The sequence below is a fragment of the Cognaticolwellia aestuarii genome (assembly GCF_002000025.1).
GTDB lineage: Bacteria > Pseudomonadota > Gammaproteobacteria > Enterobacterales > Alteromonadaceae > Cognaticolwellia > Cognaticolwellia aestuarii.
In genome coordinates this window covers 124,487-141,701 of record NZ_MUZV01000010.1, presented here as the reverse complement: position 1 = coordinate 141,701, position 17,215 = coordinate 124,487, and the positions used below count along the sequence as shown (strand labels likewise).

The window sequence follows — 17,215 nt, the reverse complement described above, 5'->3', positions numbered from 1 at the left end:
AATGAATTATAGAAAATTTTTTATTAAAGTATTGTTTCCTTTCTATTACACCACCTTGAAAAAAAGTAACGTTGTAGAAAAGGTTACTCAAGCTAACCAACGTTTATCGTGGACACAAGAAGAACTTAAATCATATCAGTGGCAGCAACTTAAAAAGTTACTCCATTTTTGTTGGCACAACGTACCTTACTATAAACGAGTTTGGCAAAGTGTTGGTATTGAATCTGTTGAGCAAATTGACAGCCTGGAAAAGTTCTCAACATTACCTGTATTAACCAAACAAGACGTGATGACCTACTATGACGAACTTGTGCCTGCTTGTAATAAAGCGACAAATATAAAAAAATCTACCGGAGGCTCAACCGGACAGCCATTTCACTTTGAATTAAACATGGAAAGCCATGAAGAAAGGTTAGCGATAGCATGGCGCGGATATGGTGAAGTTGGTGCTGACTTAGGTACTAAAGCGGTATATTTGTGGGGTACTAGCTTAGGCAATGTATCCGCTTTTCGTCAGCTTAAAGAAAGCCTTTACCATCGATTTTTTAATAACTACATGCTGAACTCTTTTGAAATGAATAACAGCAATATTGATGAGTATGTAAAACGTATCAATAAAATAAAGCCGGATGCAATAGTTAGTTACGTAAACCCTTTAGTTGAATTAGCAAAATACATTATTGCTAATGAGATTAAAATGCATCAGCCCAATACCATTGTTACCGGAGCTGAAGCGCTTTATGAACATCAAAGGGAGTTAATTGAAAAAGCATTTAATTGCCCAGTTCATAATACTTATGGTTGTCGTGAAGTTATGCTTATTTCTTCAGAATGTAAAAAGCAGCATGGCTTACACATTAATATTGATCAATTAGTGGTTGAAACGCTTGTTGACGGTAAAAGTGTTGTTGAACAAAGCGGCGATATAGCCATAACTGATTTAACCAATTACGGTATGCCACTCATTCGATATCTCAACGGTGATTGTGCCACGTTATCAAACGACACTTGTGACTGTGGTAATCCGCTGCCTATGATGAACTCAGTCGACGGACGTAAACTAGATATTATAAAATGTCCGAATGGTCAGTTACTTCCTGGAGAACTATTCCCGCATATGTTCAAAGACTTCACTTGGATTGCAAAGTTTCAAGTGGTGCAAACTGAGCTAGAAGCCATTAATGTAAAAATAGTGCTAAATGCACAAAGTACATCGCCTGACTTTGAACCGATAGAGAAAATAATCAATAAGTATTCAGAAGCCAGCTTAGCCATTAAATTTGATATTGTAGATGACATACCTCTGACGCCTTCAGGTAAAAGACGAGTAACAGTGTGCAAAGTATAGAAAGTGCCTTAGGAGAAAGCGTGGATATTAAACCTAAAAGTGTTCTGCATATATTATCTAGCCTAAATATAGGCGGCGCAGAGCGTTTTGTTATCGACTTAGCCATAGAACAGCGGCAGTCACTAAAACTTAATAGTGCTATTTTATCTTTCGGTGAGCAGGATGATGTTTTAGTTGCTGAATGCATAAAAAACAATATTCCGGTTCATTTTGTTGAAGGCAGCCGATCAGAAAAAATACAAACGTTTAAGCGTGTGATTAACGAATTTGATATCTTACACTTTCATTCGCCTTTCACACTATTATTTACTTGTTATAGCCCAATACTATGCAGACGAAAAACTGTTGTTTATACCCGACATGGAGCTGAACCATTTAATCAGCTTAAGTGGCGTGTTATGCATAAAATAACGCAATTTATCGTCAACCAAATCACCTTCGTTTCAAATGAAGGGCAAGCTGTTTTTGGCAAAGTTAATAATTGGCAGAACAAACCACAATCTGTTGTTGATAATGGCATTTTAATACCGCAAGAAAATCATCAGAAACCACTGAATGAACAACAGGCTAAAATTAAACTAGGCTCTGTTGCTAGAATGGTTCCCTTAAAAAATCAAATTTGTTTGTTAAGAGCTGTAGCGTTAATGCCAGAGGCTCTAGCAAATAAATTCGAGATTCACTTTTTTGGTGATGGTCCTTGTGAAGAATTATTAAAATCAGCGGCAGCTGAAAGTAGCCTATCTAAAAACGTACACTTTCATGGCATGTTAGTTGACCGAGAAAATATATATAAGCATATCGATGTCATGGTGGTAACTTCAGAAATGGAAGGATTATCTATTGCCATTTTAGAGGCTATGGCTCGGCACATTCCGGTATTAGCAACTAATGTCGGTGGAAACCCCAGACTAGTACAAAGTGATGTGACAGGTCAGTTATTTAATTATGACGACGATACAAAGCTTTCAAGACTGTTAACCGAGATAGCAGAAGCACCTCAATTAATTGAAAAATGGGGCAATGAAGCCTATCAATTGGTGGTTCAAAACTATTCATTAGAAACAGTCGCACAAAAATATATGAAGCTTTATTTAGCTGACTAAACATTAATTATTAAGGACTTTGCATGAACGCATTAGTTTCTGTTGTCATACCTGTTTATAACGGGGCTGAATACTTAGAAGCAACGGTTGAAACGATTTTAGCCCAAGACTACGATAACATTGAAATATTACTGGTTAACGACGGTAGTAAAGATGGCTCTGAACAACTCATCAATACCTTGGCTGAAAACAACAGCAATATTGTAGGCTTCCACAAACAAAATGGTGGTGTGGCTGCTGCTCGAAACTATGGCATTGAAAGAGCAAACGGAGAATTGGTCGCTTTTTGTGATCAGGACGACTTTTGGCTACCTACTAAGTTATCAAAACAAGTACCACTTTTTGAAAATCCTAAAGTAGGCCTAGTTTATTGTGGGGCTATTGCTGATTATGCCCATCTTAATAAGCAAGATAAGCCGAGCTTCGAACGTAAATATCGTGGCGATGTATTCGACAAACTTATACAAGTGAACATGTTCACATGTTGTACAGCTATTGCACGTAAGAGTTTACTGCAAGAAACACAAGCATTTGATGACGAACGAAGCTTAATGGGCGTCGATGATTGGTTGGCCTGGTTAAAACTCTCGCTAGTGTGTGAGCTTGACTTTGTACCAGAGCATTTAGCCATTCATGTATTCCATGGTGATAACTATTCATCAAATGAAGAAAAAATGCATGCTGCTGAGTTAGTCTGTTTAAATAAAATTCAACCAAAGGCTGAGAAACATAACAAATCGGTTGATTGGGATGAAATAAAACAAAATTTACATGTTAGATACGCCAATACCTATATTTATAATGGCATGTTCAATTTAGCGGGTGACACGCTTTTAGAGGCATCTCGATTGAAAAATAATGGAAAGTTATCATTAAAAGGTCGGTTATTGAAAGTAGTGCCTAACTTTATTTGGCAATTCATGCAAAAAACAAAACGCGCTATCTAATCTGTTCAATAAAGAAAAAGATAAAGTTTATTACCTACAAAGAGTTAATTATGATTGTTTTTCTACGAGTACTGAACAATGAGTACTAAAAAGCTATTTTTTAAGAGTTCAGTTTTTCGATTTATAGAAAGAATTGTATTAGTTGTATCTTCATTATTACTTACTCCCTATTTTATAAATGTCCTTGGCGCTAATGGCTATGGTTTTTGGTTGCTTATTCTTTCGATAATAGGTTGGTTTAATGTTATCGAACTGGGTTTTCCATCAGCAGTTCAGCGCCATACCATACTAGCGTTAGAGAGGGATGATCCTGTAGAAGTGAATACTGTATTTTCTACAAGTATTGTACTTTTTGGTTGCCTTGGTCTTGCAGCAGTTGCTTTACTAGCTTGTGTCGCATTGTTTTCCGCTGACTTTTTTGGGGCTACGGTTGATGCTGATGCATTGAAAATGGCGTTATTCGTGCTCTCAGCAAAAATATTAATGGATTTTTTAATGAACCCTTTTCATGGTTTCATTACGGCCTTCTTAAGGCTCGATATTGACTCTAACCTGGTCATGGTTAATGTGTTGATAAAGTCTGTTTTGATTTTTTTATTGATACCCACCATGAATATTTGGGGAGCAATAATAGCTACTCTATTTGCTGATGTATTAACTAACGGGGTTAAAATTTATTACATAAAGAAACTTTACCCTGCGATGAGATTTAGCTTCAAGTTGGTGTCTAAAGAAGAGTTGAATTCGCTTTTTGCGTTCTCCAAGCATGTTGTTGCCAATGGTGTTGCCAACACATTAAATTCGAAAGCGGATCCATTTATTGTTACCAAGCTTATCGGTCTTTCATCTGTTGCTGTTTATGGTGTAGCTAACCGCTTAGCTGAGCATATTAAGTCATTTGTTTTTACAGTTAATGGCTTCCTATCACCTGTTTTTATGAAAAAAATGTCAAGAAATGAAAATTTAGATGAGTTATTTCATAATGCGATAATGATTAACTTATTTTTTGCGACGCTTTTTTCCGCGCCTTTAATTATTTTAGGCAAAGCCTTTATCGTACTTTGGGTTGGCGAAGAATTTGCATCAGCAGCAAATATTCTTTATTTTTTAATTTTTACCTTCTTTTGCCAAGCAATTTATACTTCAGTTAATCAAGTGTTGCTGGCGCAGGCTCAACATAAATACATTTCATTAGTCAGCCTTTTTGGGGCAATTACTAATATCTCATTATCAATAGTACTAGGGTTAAAGTACGGACTTATTGGTGTCGCTATAGGCACTTCAATCGGCTCTTTTATTGCTAACGTTGTGCTAAGCTTATGGTTGTACAGTTTTTATAATGAATTAAAGCTCTGGCTGATCATTCGTAAATTGTTCTGGGCTAACTTTTTAGTTTTCGGTGTCGGTTTATGGCTTGCTCTTGTGGTAATGACAAAAATCAATTGGTTTGAACTTGTTATTTATGGCGCAGTGAGCTTTAGCATATTCTTGATACTTAGCTGGCTATTAGTACTCGATACAAATTTAAGAAAGATATCAGGAGATTATTTTATTTCTATTAGTAAGAAATTATTAAATAGGTAAGTTAAGTGTTGAATGTTACTTTTCTTATTTATAACAATATGGATAAATTTACTCGAGCTATTTAAATAATGAGTTGTTAATCTGTTGGTTTACACAGATTTATTATTTGTAGGTATAGATGTCGAGAATTTATCTCGACATCATGCACGCAAGTTATAGAATGATTAAGGAAAACCAAATGAAAAACGTCGTAGTATCATCCTGCTGGTTTAGCTACAAATTAAATAAACCGCCGAAAATAGATTCACTTATCACCTTTAAGCAATAGCTCTATGCAAATATAAAAACCTCCTGCCGTTTAGAGTATTAAATGGTCTTGAGTATTCCTTAGGCACCTAACGTTATTGAAAACCGTTACTTTTATTCAAATAATAAAAGGTTAAAGGCTGAGGTGATTTTTAAAGGTTGGCATTTCTGTTTTGTTGAAAGTGGTATTAATAATGGTGAAAGCATTGCATCCTCATTACTCGCTAAGAAAGTTAAGTTTCTCCAGATTGATGATACTAATTTTAGCCATGTTTAGCATATTACCTATATGGACAGCCTACGAGTTCCTGACGACATATCTACGACTTTTCAAACATAAACTCTAAAAACTTGAACTCATGCTTTTAAAGCTATTCATGTAAATATCCGTTAATTTTCGCCCTAATGATTTCAAATCCTTACTTGGAGTCGCCATAGCAATACCAACAGCGTCTGATAAATTTTCAGGTATAATACCTTTAGGCATGTGTGGTAGATCCCATGTATTCATGTAATTAATTTGCTTTCTTAATGTTGGTAATAGAGCAACTCTTGGGACACTAAAAGACATTGATGTAATTAAACCATGTAGGCTACTACCACAATAGCAAGAGGCGTTACGGATGATATTCATTAAGTCGAAAATATTTCCATCTAAGTAGGTGCTGTAAGTGGTACCTTTAGTCAGTAAGGAAGCAACTTTATGAACTCCTGCTGCGTCGTTATGGCCTGCCGCATTACCTATTGCTATAAATACTATAGGTAAGTTAAAAGCTCTGCTAGTGTCTGAAAGAGCCTTCGCGAAGGCTTCTTCCTTACCTTTCACATGACCTTGAGATATTTGAAAAACAATGTAGCCATTCATATAAGTTTCTATGAGCTTTCTTGTTGAATATAAAGATTTTTGTTCAAGTTCTTCGATTGATATATATGACGACATAACTGTTGCTGAGTCAGGTGCTAATTGTGAAGAGTTGCAACCAATTCTTTCTAGCTGAGATTGTGAAAATAAGTCTCTAACAGAAACAAAGTTAGTTTCATTCATTAGCTCGCCTAATGCTGAAACATCTTGCTCATTGGTAACATTAGAAACGCCTGTAGCTCCAACTGAATTATAAATAACCTTCCTAGATTCTCCCACATCATTACGGCTTAAATTAAAAGGAAGATCAGACGTTAATCCCATAAGGCGTGATGTTAAATATTGAGTTAATTTAGGGAAATAATAACAAGCTATTCGTTCATATAGAGGAAAGATAGATTTTGGCAATAGGTATCCATAAGCTGATTGCCAATCGCAAGCCACAACATCGCCACCAGCAAGTATTAATGTAGCGTCATGTTTGCTTTTTTTGAGCGCTCTTTTTATTGTTATTGTTTTTTTTGCCCCGTATTTTGATAAATCACTATTTATCAAACCAGCAATGAGTACTTTCTTGTTAGGATGAAGATCATTAATGACGCGTTCCATGATCAAAGGGAATAATAGGTCGCCATAATTGTGTCGGTCAAAAGCGCCATATAAAATAATGTCATTCATATAGTCAACCTGATAAGGATATTTCCAGTTAAACTACCAAGTGTATATGAACAAAATATGACAAATTGAAAAGAATATCATTTTAATTATTGTTTTAGGAAGCATGATCGCTTTGAATAATCGGTTATGCTTTAATGTTGAGTTGTTGCTCAAACGAGAACTTCAGAAAGTTACTGGAAGATTTGTACAGTAGTAGCTCATTAGCCATTTTTTGTTAAAACAAGTCGATAAGCTATCAACTTGTTTTAACCGTTTATTCTTACTAAATCTCTCTTACGATTTCTATAAGTTCAGTCGTAGAGATTGATGGTGTTCTTGGTAAGTAGATAACTTCGCAAATATCTTTGAACTCATCAAAACGTCCCTTCCAATCGTCTCCCATCACGAGTACATCTGCCCTAGTATCAATAATATATTGACGTTTAAGCTCTAGAGACTCCTCAAAAAAAACTTCATCAACACACTTCAACTCTTGAATTATTTCTCTTCTATGAGCTTGGTTACAGATAGGATTGCGTTGTTTTTTAGAGTAATTTAAAGCATCTGTAGATATACCTACAATTAAGTATTTCCCTAAAACCTTTGCTCTTTTTAATATTTGTAAATGACCAATATGAAATAAATCAAATGTACCGAATGTGAGTACTCTTTTCATAAGTTAATATCCTTATTTATTGGCTGTTTAAATAGCCAAATAACTTGGCTGAGAATGGAGATGTACCACCGTTAGGCTTCTCATGGAATTTATCTCTTAAAGCTCTGTATTCGTTTTTATATTCATCATCAATGGATGCTTCTTTTAACGATATTAATCGCTCCACTATCTCATTCCAAGAATAACAATAAGGCTTTAATGTTACATCTTCAAATTCAAAATAAAGAGAACGTTCACGTGTTTTGTACTCGTCTAGATCAAAAGGGGCGAAAACAATCGGCTTGTTTGATAATAAAAAATCAAAGTAAATGCTTGAGTAATCGGTAATTAAACAGTCATATTGATTGATTGATTGGTAAATATCATTTCCAGCATCTAGTTTAATTACAGCAGAATTTTTAATTTCTTCGACTATTTGAACAGGAGGTTTATTTACGGGATGCATTCTAAGGGTTAATTCTATATTGTTCTTAATTAGTTGGCTTTCTATTGTTTTTAAATCAAAACCATAAGCCTCAAATAGATCACACTCTGAGGCAATCCCTCCTCGAAATGTTGGCATATAAATACATTTAAACGGACCCTTTTCTGCTTTGTTTGCTTTCTCGAAAAAAACATCATTGCGAGGGAAACCACAGGTTAATACTTGTTCTTTTTCTACTCTAAAGGCTTGGGCTAATGTTGTTTGAGTTAATGTACTTGTGGAAATGACTATATCATTTCTATGTTCATTGTAAGGCGATAAATAATCAACGAAGCGACCAAATATATTTTTTTGTTCTGTTTTCTCACTAAAAGCATCAAACATTATCTTTTTTAAAGGTATACCATGCCAGAGTTGGATCACTTGAGTTTTTTTCCCTATACAAGGAGAAAAAACATCGTCATGTAGCGATTGGCAAATAATGACTTTAGTCGCTCTTAATTGATGCCAAATACCTAATAAGCTTTTTTCATGATAGGCAATACATCCTGCTTTTTGGACCTCGTTAATAACATCGCTGCTTTTAGTGATCCAAACCGTCTTAATGTTTTGTTTGTGATGTTCATTCACGTATTTAAAAAAAGCTTTTGGATTATCATTATATTTTTGACCATACCATGCACCAAATATCCATGTTGTCTTACTTTTTGGGATGATGTTTCCCAAAACATAGAATAAAAAGTTAATTAGTAACGTAATGATAAGTGTTATTTTATTCATTTAATTGGCTCATAATTTGTTGATAACGATCAAATAGTATTAATTGGCTAAGGTAATTAAATCTTCTAAAGACCTAGTTTTAATGAAATATACACAGCGACAATAACCACCCAACAATACCCCATTGACCTGAAAGCAAGAGCATAACTAAAGTATTCTTTATACTCTGGACTCAATTTAATCATACGAATATGTGAAGCAATAGTCATCCCCATAAAAATGAAGAGTGTAAGCGTAAACATGCGACTAATGAAGAAGCCTGTGATCATAAAACCAATCATAGAGAAAAATAATGTTTTATTAAGTAATCGTTCATTCTCAAATGCTTTATTTGAATCATCATCGTTTACTGTTTTACTAGCAGCTATTTCTGTCTCTTTTTTTAGCTTACTGGCTTTAATAAATAAATAACTCGTTAATACAGTAAATATTAAAGCTCCCCCCCATAAGGAATAGCCAGGTACACCTAACTCACCTGCAACATGTATATATGAGTTATGGGCAACTAAACCATGATGATCAAAGAACTGTCCTTTCCCAACACCAAATAGTGGATTAGACAGCATCATTTGAATACCTGCATACCAAGCTTCTAATCGTCCACTAGCAGAGGCATCAATACTGCTTTGTAATGATGCTACAACTGTTGCAGCAATAGGTGCTAATAATACAGATGAAATAAATAATTTAGGTCCTGCATTCACAACTAGAATGTATATACCGAGCAATCCTCCTGCACCAAGCATACTACCTCTAGAGCCAGTTAAGTAAATACCATAGCCCAAAGCACAGAGTACACAGAGCATCGCTAACTTTAAAATTCCTGATTTTATCTTATAAAAATATATTGCAAAAGGGATATTCATAACCAAAAACATTCCTAGATCGTTAGGGTCATTAAAAAAACCTAAATACGTGATTCTTCTTTCACCTAGATCAATATAACCAACAGAGTGGGAGTTTAATGCCCAACCAAACCCTTGATAAGCTGTTTGTTGAGTATGGCCATTATGTACCATTAATAATGCAGCTATTAAGCAAACGACCATTAAAATATGTTGTCGTTTGACTGTTGTAATGCAAGAGCTCATTAAAAATATTGGAATTATAGCGCTAATAAATAGTTTTTTTGCTTCTTCAATCCCAAACATACCTGAGCCATTTAAAAAGCCTGACATTATAATTAAGGGGATTAAAGCTAATAACATCCAGTGCTGTGGGTATAACTTTAATGGCCTTTGTGCGAGTAAGACTATAAAAAATGAAATAATGGCAAATACTTTGATAAGTATCCATTCAACACTTACTTGAAACATCTCATGGGGACGAATTAATGATGATGCCGTATAAAGAAATAAAAAGAAAAACGCTGCTGTAGAGTCTTTTTCTTCAGTAGTAGGAAACTGACGTGTCATTGGAATGAGAGTCCTTTCGATATTTTCATTATCGTATTGTTATGACGGAGACTAAAGTAATCGAGGTTATTATCTATTAAACAGATTAAATGTCTATCATGTTTTTTGATAAGTCTTCAATAGGTATGCTATATCACCCAACTGTTATACTTTAAAAGAAACAATTTTTTGTACTAATTTATCTAGAAATACTTTTTTAGGATTAACCTTAATATCGATATTAGTCATAGGTTCTCGCAGAGCCGCAAACTTTTCTTTATAGCTACCTTTGAGCTCTCCCATCATAAAGTCATAATACTGGTAAGGGCAATTTTCGATACTCCATAGATGTAAAGATAACCCTAATGAAAAATTGGCATAACTTTCACTGTCCCAACCACATTGATAGAAATATAGCGTAGTATCATCGAAAAAATAATAGTTAATCGCGATAGGCTTATTAGCAACTATTATAGCGCTTATTCTTATGGTGTTTTTAGCTCTGTATGTCTCATGAAAACGCTTAAAGTCTTCGTGCGCGAAGGCGCCTTTGTCACCTCTGCTTTTCCACAGGCTTTGATGATATTCAATAAGTAAATTGGTATAACGTTCGTGCTCTTTCTCATCAACCCAATGATAAGTTGCATTAATTTTTTTTAATTGATTATTTGATCGTTTATATCGAGCACGGGTATTCTTGCTTAAGTCTTGTAGTGTCCACTTTGAGCGTTCAATACAATATCGGCTATGGGTTGTTACTGCGGTATATTTGAAAACTGTTTCTAATAGCCCTTTAATGTGACTGCTTTGTAAAGCAGCACCCCAAAGAATTTTATCTATATCGAGTGCTGCTAATTTCTTTTGCAGTTCGGGTAAAACTGTCGCTTCAAATCTTTTTGCTATTACAGCGTCACAGTATTCCGATGAAATCTCAGCTTCTTCTATTTCCCCTTGCCCTAAAGGGTACAACACTTTTATGTGTGGCCACTGCAATGTGTTTTGGACGTAACAAGGCAATATAGCGACTAAGTTGTTATCAATGTAACCCGCGAGGGTCATTAAATTCCAATTACTTTGCCAATAAGTACGGTACCAAGTTAACAGCCATTGAGGAGAAGAGAATGGAGTCGCGGTTGAAGACTGCTGCGCTAATGTTTGCCACTGCTGCGTAATGGCACTTAAGTCATCAAAAGTCGTAATTAATTGCCACTGAATATTGTTAGCCACTTGTTCATTTTCTTTTATCAAAGTCATTGTGTGCCGTGTGAGTTCAACCATGATTCTAACCAAGGCAAGTCGCTGGTGGTTGAGTATGTCCAACCAAAACGTCTTGGCGGTAATATGGGCAAATAGTCATGCTTTTTATTTCGATATCTTTTGTTAATGTCTTTGCATTGCTGAACAAACACGTTAAAAAGCTCTTGTAGTATATAAGTATCTTCAGTTGTTTTTTTCTTTATATATAAAGACTTTCCAATGAGGCTGGCTACATCGCATGCATGTTGACCGTCAGACCATTGGTTCTTTACTTCTAGAAGCTTATTATCCATTGAAGATAGATAAATAGGCAGTACCATACTTTTTAATCTTTTGTCAGCGAAATGAATACCATAATGCGGCATGAAATCACCAAAAGCATTAAGTAATGCGGCCGACTTTTTATCATCGCTAAGGCGATAGTAGCGCCATAAACCGTCACTTAATAAAGCCATCATCCATGGCGAGCAGACGGGAGAATCACCAGCCTTACCTTCATGTGATTTATAAGTATGCTGAGGACAACCTCTTAACGGCCAATTCTCTCTGGGATTGAAAACCATTTGTACCGTAGCTTCAATAATTTCATCTATTCGATTTTTAGCTTCGATGCTACCGGTTACTTCCCAGTAGGCAATCGCAATATTTAATGCCGCTGCCTGATGACGTTCAGTCCAGAACCTATGCCCACCATCGTATGTGGGATTCCAACTTAATGCTCTGTCATAAAAAGTTTTTAATATATTTACTACTTCTTTATCACCGGTTAGCAAGTAGTAATAAAGTAATCCGTTAGGCATTAAGTACTTTAAGTCGTAGCTGTCTTTTAATTTAAATTGGCCTGTATCATCTATGTTTGCTAAGTAAAATTGTGCTAACTTTGTGCCTTCTTTAAGCCACTTAGGATCTTCAGTTTGGATATATAGCTGATAAACTGCCCTAGGTCTATCAAATAACCACTGTGAGTATTTTTGCGGAGGGTAGCCTTTTTCGGTGAGTAGTGACTTATTAGTAACAAAATTTGCGTATAGGGATTGTGGCTCAGTATACCAAGAGGTGTCAATTTCACCCATTTGTGGTTGCAATAAAATACTTCTCGTTAACCACGATTGAGTTGGATAAACTAAATGGGCTTTAGTATTAAAGCTATTGCTTTTTATGGGTAACTGTTTAGTTTTTCTCGACCATCTCAAAGTGAATGTTGCTGCTTTATTTTGTTGTGCGTTATCACTATTATTTATTTTTATTGATAATAGCCTAATGAATTTTTTTTGCTTATCACTATTCCATATAGTCAGAACAGAAAAATCACATTCCAATATTTTACCTTCACGGAGAAGGCTTAGTTCAGATGTAAGCGCTAATTCATTGTTAGGTACGGGTAATATAAATATAGTCTCTTGCTCAGGAGCTGAAAATTGAATTGAAGATTCTTTTGAGTGTCCCGGTGAAGATAATATAAAAATAAATATGGCTGTTAAAAATCTCATTAGATTAATATTTCGCATTATTCTTCACCGTTATCTATTGTAAATTTTGATAAAACAGGGCGGTGATCGCCACCTAAGTTTACTAAAACACTTGCTTTCTCAATGTTGTAATCACCTGAAAATAAAATATGATCAACCCTTACACCTGGTATCGAAAAACCTCTATAGATGTAGTCAAAAGTATTATTAAAACCTATACCATAATCCGTAATAGCATTTTGGTAATTAGTAAAGTTTCGTTGATACAAATTGTCAGTTACGGTCATGTTGAAGTCGCCAGCAATTATGACGTTTTCTTTCAAGGAAGCCCATTGATTCAAGATACCTGCGGCAATAACTCTATTGGAATGCACGGCATCAAAATTATGAAAGTTGCTAAAGGCCCTTCTGACTGTTGGCAAGTGAACATTAGCAATATTTACCTTAATGTTATTGATATTAACTTCATAAAAGGCTGCCCAATTACCATAGCCGTCAAACATGGAGTTTCCTAAAAAATTAACCATTTTAAATTCATGTTTACTGATAAAGCATAAATGACCTTTGCAGTCTTTAAATGGATAGTTTTTGAAGGTTTTAAAACCACTTAGATTTTGTGACTCTTGAAATACAAAAGTGTCAGGATTGTAAAGCCTAATTATATACTCTAATCGTTCAAGTTCTACACCTTCGCCAAGGTTTGCGGAGACTAAAGTATATGAGGGAAAATCCTTAGTATTTAAGGTCTTAGTAATAATGTTTAGTTGAAAGTCTAAATAATAAAAACTGGTGGCGATTATAAAAGGAAGAGAGTATTTCTTAAAAGTACTTAGTCGTTTCCATTGGGTAGTTAAAAGTAAGCAGAAAAAGATGAACCAATAACGAGGCAAAGAAAATCCAATGTACTTTAAGGTAATCAATGCATCACTATGCGGGAAAACTCTCGACGAGATAAGAGCTAATGTGGTTAGAAATAAAAACCAATACAACGTTTGGGTAAAAATATTTAAATATGATTCTTTTATTTTTAACATTTTAATACCATACATTCGTAATTAATTATTGAAATAATTGAGTTTTTTCATGATGTAATTTTAATATATATTCACCCATTTGAAGGGAGCCCTTCATATGGAGGTGACCACCATCTGCATATATAAACTGGCCCTCAAGAGTTGGAGAACATATATCATTAGGGCAAAGGACATCACTGATACTAAAGAAATTTACGTTATTATATTTTTCTGAAATATTTTCAATAAAATTATTAATCGTAGCAACGCTAGATAAGTCGTCATACACTTTGTCATATCTCGTCAAAGAGCAATCTAAATTATTTATTTTCACTTGGCGTATTTCACATTCAACATTGTAGTTTTGAAATGTAGGTATTTTAGCCAAAATAGTTACTTTTTTAGTTGTTTTTGCTAGCTCCTTTATTGTTTCGATAAATAAAGGTCTAAAGTCTTTAAACCTATCATAATCTGACCAGTCTCCACCTATAATTATGTGTTCATATTTATTTAAATTATTAGATAAGAACTCTCTGTATGCAAAGCATCCCTTTTGATATTTAGAGTCAACCCAATCTAATGCTTTCGCTTGCAATAAAGGAGGGCATGAACTTTGTGTTAGGTTTTTGAAAGTGAAATTGTATTCTAATGCAAATGCTTGGATCATTCCTATAAAGTGAGCACCATTCGAATCCCCGATTAACAAGGTTTTATATAGTTGTTTTTTTGGAAAAACACACTCACTTTCATCCAGTACTTGAGTTCCAAAAGTAGTGTATTGGCAGTTGTATTTGTATTTCCAATTAGGAGTTATATCTACGACTTTTGAATACTGATCCCAGTCATACAATGTAGGTGAATGAACTTTTATGTTGTAGGCTAATATCACAGAAGTGATACCTAAAAAAGTGACTGGTAAAATATAATAATTTGACCATGCTTTGAAAGTAGTGATCTTTAGCTTTCTTAGAGGGTTTTCTATCAAGTAATAAGTAAGTGTTGCTAATAGAAAGGTTAAAACAAATATCATTGAGCCAATGAAAAAGTCGATTTCTATAGTCGCGTATTTTGTAAAGGCAATCATCGGCCAATGCCATAAATATGCGGAGTAAGAAACAAGTCCAACAAATACAATTATTTTATTTGAAAGTATTCGCCGTGAAATGTTGTCAGAGTTTTTTCCTGCAACAATAATCAAAAGCGTTCCTAAAATTAAAGGAATATTATCAAGGCCTGGAATATCACTCTGCTTAGATACGACCAAAAAGCTTGCAGAAATAAGGAGTACTCCAATTAGAGAAAGAAGATTAGATATATTTTTGGAAGTTTCCTTTTTATTCTGTAGATATATAGAAAGAGCTGCACCTGCGGCGAGCTCCCATGCTCTTGTTGGAAGTGAATAATAGGCAAAGGGTTGGTCAAATTTAAGTGATGTTTGGGCAAGAGTTAAAGAGAAGATAAGTATTACTAATAAAGTATAAAATAAGAAAGTAAAGCCTTTTTTCTTATAAATAAAAGTCATTAATAATGGCCAAATTAAATAAAACTGTTCTTCAACAGCTAATGACCACATATGGAGAAGTGGAACTTCTGCAGTGTCTTTTGCAAAATACCCTTGATCTAAATTAAAGTAGAAAAATACATTCGCAAGTGATAGGAGCGATGCTATTGCTGACTTTAATAGTGAAAAATAATCAGCAGGCGTGAATATTAAGAACCCAACAATCAATGTTGATAATATTACAGTTAATAGAGCTGGTAATATACGCTTAACCCTCCTCACATAAAATGCTTGGAGGTTAAGTTTTTCTGTTTTTTGTAATTCTTTTAAAAGTAGACCCGTTATCAAAAAGCCTGAAATTACAAAGAAAATATCTACACCTAGAAAACCACCAGGTAGCAGACTCGATTCAATATGATATATAATTACACTTACTACTGCTATTGCTCTTAGACCATCAATGTCAGCCCTATAAAAATTATTTGTACTCAAATGTATAACCCTGTGATGTATGTAGATGGCATATTTATTTAGTTTTATTTAGTTTTATTTAGCTTTTTTTCTTCGACACAATCACTTAAACAATGACTATATTGCCAGTGTAAATATGTTTCACTCTGACCAGATAATGCTGCTTTAATACGTTGTTTTTTAAAGACCCCAGCATAAGCGGTTTTTTGATTATTAATATCAAAACTGTAGCGTATTAATGCAACTTTATTTTGTTTTGCAATAGTGATGTAGTTCCAATCACCTATAATTTCTTCACCAATCTCATGCCAGCCGAGTGGTATATAAATATTGTCATGAGCCATTGGTTTACCATTACCTAACGTGCCATTGAAAAAGTACTTTAAGTAAATGTCAGGCGTGTTACCGGTGCTCGATGATATTTGTTCTACAGTGGTATAGCGTTTAATCATCGGTTTAATCTCTGATATTTTAGTGCTCAATGATAAGTCGTTTAGAAATAATGATTTTAGTGCTGTTGATGAAATGATAATAGCGACGAATAAGATTAAAGTATTCACTCGTGCAGGATAAACACTGCTTGGCGATGCTGCATTAATAGCCGTGTCTGACAACAAGTCGTGATCAGCTAATTTATTACCCCACATAAACAATAAAAACATAAAGGGAATATATAAATACCATCCGAAAACATTATGATCAGTCATTAAATCACTTTGCATGTTGGTATATTCACCAATAAGAATCAATGCGGTAATTCTGATCCAATTGGTAATTAAAGCGCCTAATATAGCAACAGTAAAAAACAACAATGCTTTTTTGGTGTTCTTAATATAAAGAAAACTGAATAATGAGCTAATGGCGAGCGAAACTATTAAGTACCTTAGGCCACTGCAGCCTCCGGCAATTTCAAAAACGCCTGCAGGAATAGTAACAAAGTTATCTTCTACAAAAGTGGGTATGCCGCTATAGCTCATTAAAAAAGTTACTGCACTTGTTGAAACTTTTTGTAAAGTGGCGGTTAGCAGCCCCCAGCCTGGCATTAAGAAGGCAAGGAACAGCGTCGGAAATATTAGCTGCCAATTTGTGCGGTATATCAGCATGATACTTGATAATAAAATAGCTAATGTTGCCGCCCAATAACCGAGACTAATTTGTGCAGACGACATAACAAAGAGCAAGGCAGCACTCGCAATAACAAGCAATACGGGTAGCACAGATACCTGCTCTCGATATCTTAGTTGACCAATTTTAGCTAAATTATAATATAAATATATTGAGATAATCGGGATAAGGTATGCGTGTGAATAGGTGCCGTCGTCGAAACTGTTTTCCCATATTGTTTTTAAAATTGGGATGTTCAAAAAGGCAAACAACACAAAAATAAGCATGAGTCCCAAAGCAGGCTTAAATTTGTTCTTCTTTAAAGGGCTTGTATTAGTATTATGCGTCATTATTAGCTAATTGATTTATTGTTAGTGAA

General features: G+C 34.7%; 13 protein-coding genes. 4 read left to right on the top strand and 9 right to left on the bottom strand.

The window, feature by feature from the left end; all coding sequences use genetic code 11:
* Position 1: 1 nt before the first annotated feature.
* The 4 genes from B0169_RS15420 to B0169_RS15405 all read left to right on the top strand — a co-directional run bounded on the left by B0169_RS15420 (position 2) and on the right by B0169_RS15405 (position 4,982).
* A complete protein-coding gene (locus B0169_RS15420) occupies positions 2-1,348 on the top strand; it encodes a phenylacetate--CoA ligase family protein (RefSeq protein WP_077287420.1) in 1,347 nt (448 codons plus the stop codon).
* 20 nt (positions 1,349-1,368) lie between these two features.
* Positions 1,369-2,451, top strand: coding sequence for a glycosyltransferase family 4 protein (locus B0169_RS15415; protein WP_158077110.1), 1,083 nt, complete (start codon positions 1,369-1,371; stop codon positions 2,449-2,451).
* Positions 2,452-2,474: 23 nt separating this feature from the next.
* Positions 2,475-3,398, top strand: a complete 924-nt coding sequence (locus B0169_RS15410) for a glycosyltransferase family 2 protein (RefSeq protein ID WP_077287416.1) — start codon at positions 2,475-2,477, stop codon at positions 3,396-3,398.
* 78 nt (positions 3,399-3,476) lie between these two features.
* The gene (locus B0169_RS15405; RefSeq protein WP_077287414.1) at positions 3,477-4,982 is read left to right on the top strand and encodes an oligosaccharide flippase family protein; all 1,506 of its coding nucleotides are present in this window, start codon (positions 3,477-3,479) and stop codon (positions 4,980-4,982) included.
* Positions 4,983-5,571: 589 nt separating this feature from the next.
* On the opposite strand, the gene B0169_RS15400 is transcribed toward B0169_RS15405, so the two are convergent.
* From B0169_RS15400 to xrt, 9 genes are all read right to left on the bottom strand, one after another.
* Positions 5,572-6,768: a polysaccharide pyruvyl transferase family protein gene (locus B0169_RS15400; protein ID WP_077287412.1), complete on the bottom strand. Its 1,197-nt coding sequence runs from the start codon at positions 6,766-6,768 to the stop codon at positions 5,572-5,574.
* Positions 6,769-7,030: 262 nt separating this feature from the next.
* Entirely contained in the window at positions 7,031-7,423 is a 393-nt protein-coding gene (locus tag B0169_RS15395; protein WP_077287410.1) for an adenylyltransferase/cytidyltransferase family protein, read from the bottom strand.
* A 16-nt stretch (positions 7,424-7,439) separates the two neighbouring features.
* The gene (locus tag B0169_RS15390; protein WP_077287408.1) at positions 7,440-8,627 is read right to left on the bottom strand and encodes a CDP-glycerol glycerophosphotransferase family protein; all 1,188 of its coding nucleotides are present in this window, start codon (positions 8,625-8,627) and stop codon (positions 7,440-7,442) included.
* Between the two features lie 65 nt (positions 8,628-8,692).
* Positions 8,693-10,042 (bottom strand): O-antigen ligase family protein, encoded by a 1,350-nt coding sequence (locus B0169_RS15385; protein ID WP_077287406.1) that lies wholly within the window; start codon positions 10,040-10,042, stop codon positions 8,693-8,695.
* A 144-nt stretch (positions 10,043-10,186) separates the two neighbouring features.
* A complete protein-coding gene (locus tag B0169_RS15380; protein ID WP_158077109.1) occupies positions 10,187-11,275 on the bottom strand; it encodes a GNAT family N-acetyltransferase in 1,089 nt (362 codons plus the stop codon).
* Complete coding sequence (locus B0169_RS15375) at positions 11,272-12,786, bottom strand: hypothetical protein (protein WP_077287402.1); 1,515 nt, start codon at positions 12,784-12,786, stop codon at positions 11,272-11,274. Before B0169_RS15375 ends, B0169_RS15380 begins: the two co-directional genes overlap by 4 nt.
* Positions 12,786-13,781: an endonuclease/exonuclease/phosphatase family protein gene (locus B0169_RS15370; protein ID WP_158077108.1), complete on the bottom strand. Its 996-nt coding sequence runs from the start codon at positions 13,779-13,781 to the stop codon at positions 12,786-12,788. The genes B0169_RS15375 and B0169_RS15370 overlap by 1 nt, the downstream gene beginning before the upstream one ends.
* A gap of 25 nt (positions 13,782-13,806) precedes the next feature.
* The gene (locus B0169_RS15365) at positions 13,807-15,753 is read right to left on the bottom strand and encodes an acyltransferase family protein (RefSeq protein WP_158077107.1); all 1,947 of its coding nucleotides are present in this window, start codon (positions 15,751-15,753) and stop codon (positions 13,807-13,809) included.
* Between the two features lie 44 nt (positions 15,754-15,797).
* Positions 15,798-17,123 (bottom strand): exosortase, encoded by a 1,326-nt coding sequence (gene xrt, locus B0169_RS15360; RefSeq protein WP_158077106.1) that lies wholly within the window; start codon positions 17,121-17,123, stop codon positions 15,798-15,800.
* Between the last annotated feature and the right edge of the window lie 92 nt (positions 17,124-17,215).

Excerpts from the sequence above, each read along its gene's own strand:
- B0169_RS15380 (WP_158077109.1), bottom strand. The coding sequence starts at position 11,275 with ATGACTTTGATAAAAGAAAATGAACAAGTGGCTAACAATATTCAGTGG.
- B0169_RS15420 (WP_077287420.1), top strand. The coding sequence starts at position 2 with ATGAATTATAGAAAATTTTTTATTAAAGTATTGTTTCCTTTCTATTAC.
- B0169_RS15400 (WP_077287412.1), bottom strand. The coding sequence starts at position 6,768 with ATGAATGACATTATTTTATATGGCGCTTTTGACCGACACAATTATGGC.
- B0169_RS15375 (WP_077287402.1), bottom strand. The coding sequence starts at position 12,786 with ATGCGAAATATTAATCTAATGAGATTTTTAACAGCCATATTTATTTTT.
- B0169_RS15370 (WP_158077108.1), bottom strand. The coding sequence starts at position 13,781 with ATGTTAAAAATAAAAGAATCATATTTAAATATTTTTACCCAAACGTTG.
- B0169_RS15405 (WP_077287414.1), top strand. The coding sequence starts at position 3,477 with ATGAGTACTAAAAAGCTATTTTTTAAGAGTTCAGTTTTTCGATTTATA.
- xrt (WP_158077106.1), bottom strand. The coding sequence starts at position 17,123 with ATGCTTATTTTTGTGTTGTTTGCCTTTTTGAACATCCCAATTTTAAAA.
- B0169_RS15385 (WP_077287406.1), bottom strand. The coding sequence starts at position 10,042 with ATGACACGTCAGTTTCCTACTACTGAAGAAAAAGACTCTACAGCAGCG.
- B0169_RS15410 (WP_077287416.1), top strand. The coding sequence starts at position 2,475 with ATGAACGCATTAGTTTCTGTTGTCATACCTGTTTATAACGGGGCTGAA.
- B0169_RS15395 (WP_077287410.1), bottom strand. The coding sequence starts at position 7,423 with ATGAAAAGAGTACTCACATTCGGTACATTTGATTTATTTCATATTGGT.
- B0169_RS15390 (WP_077287408.1), bottom strand. The coding sequence starts at position 8,627 with ATGAATAAAATAACACTTATCATTACGTTACTAATTAACTTTTTATTC.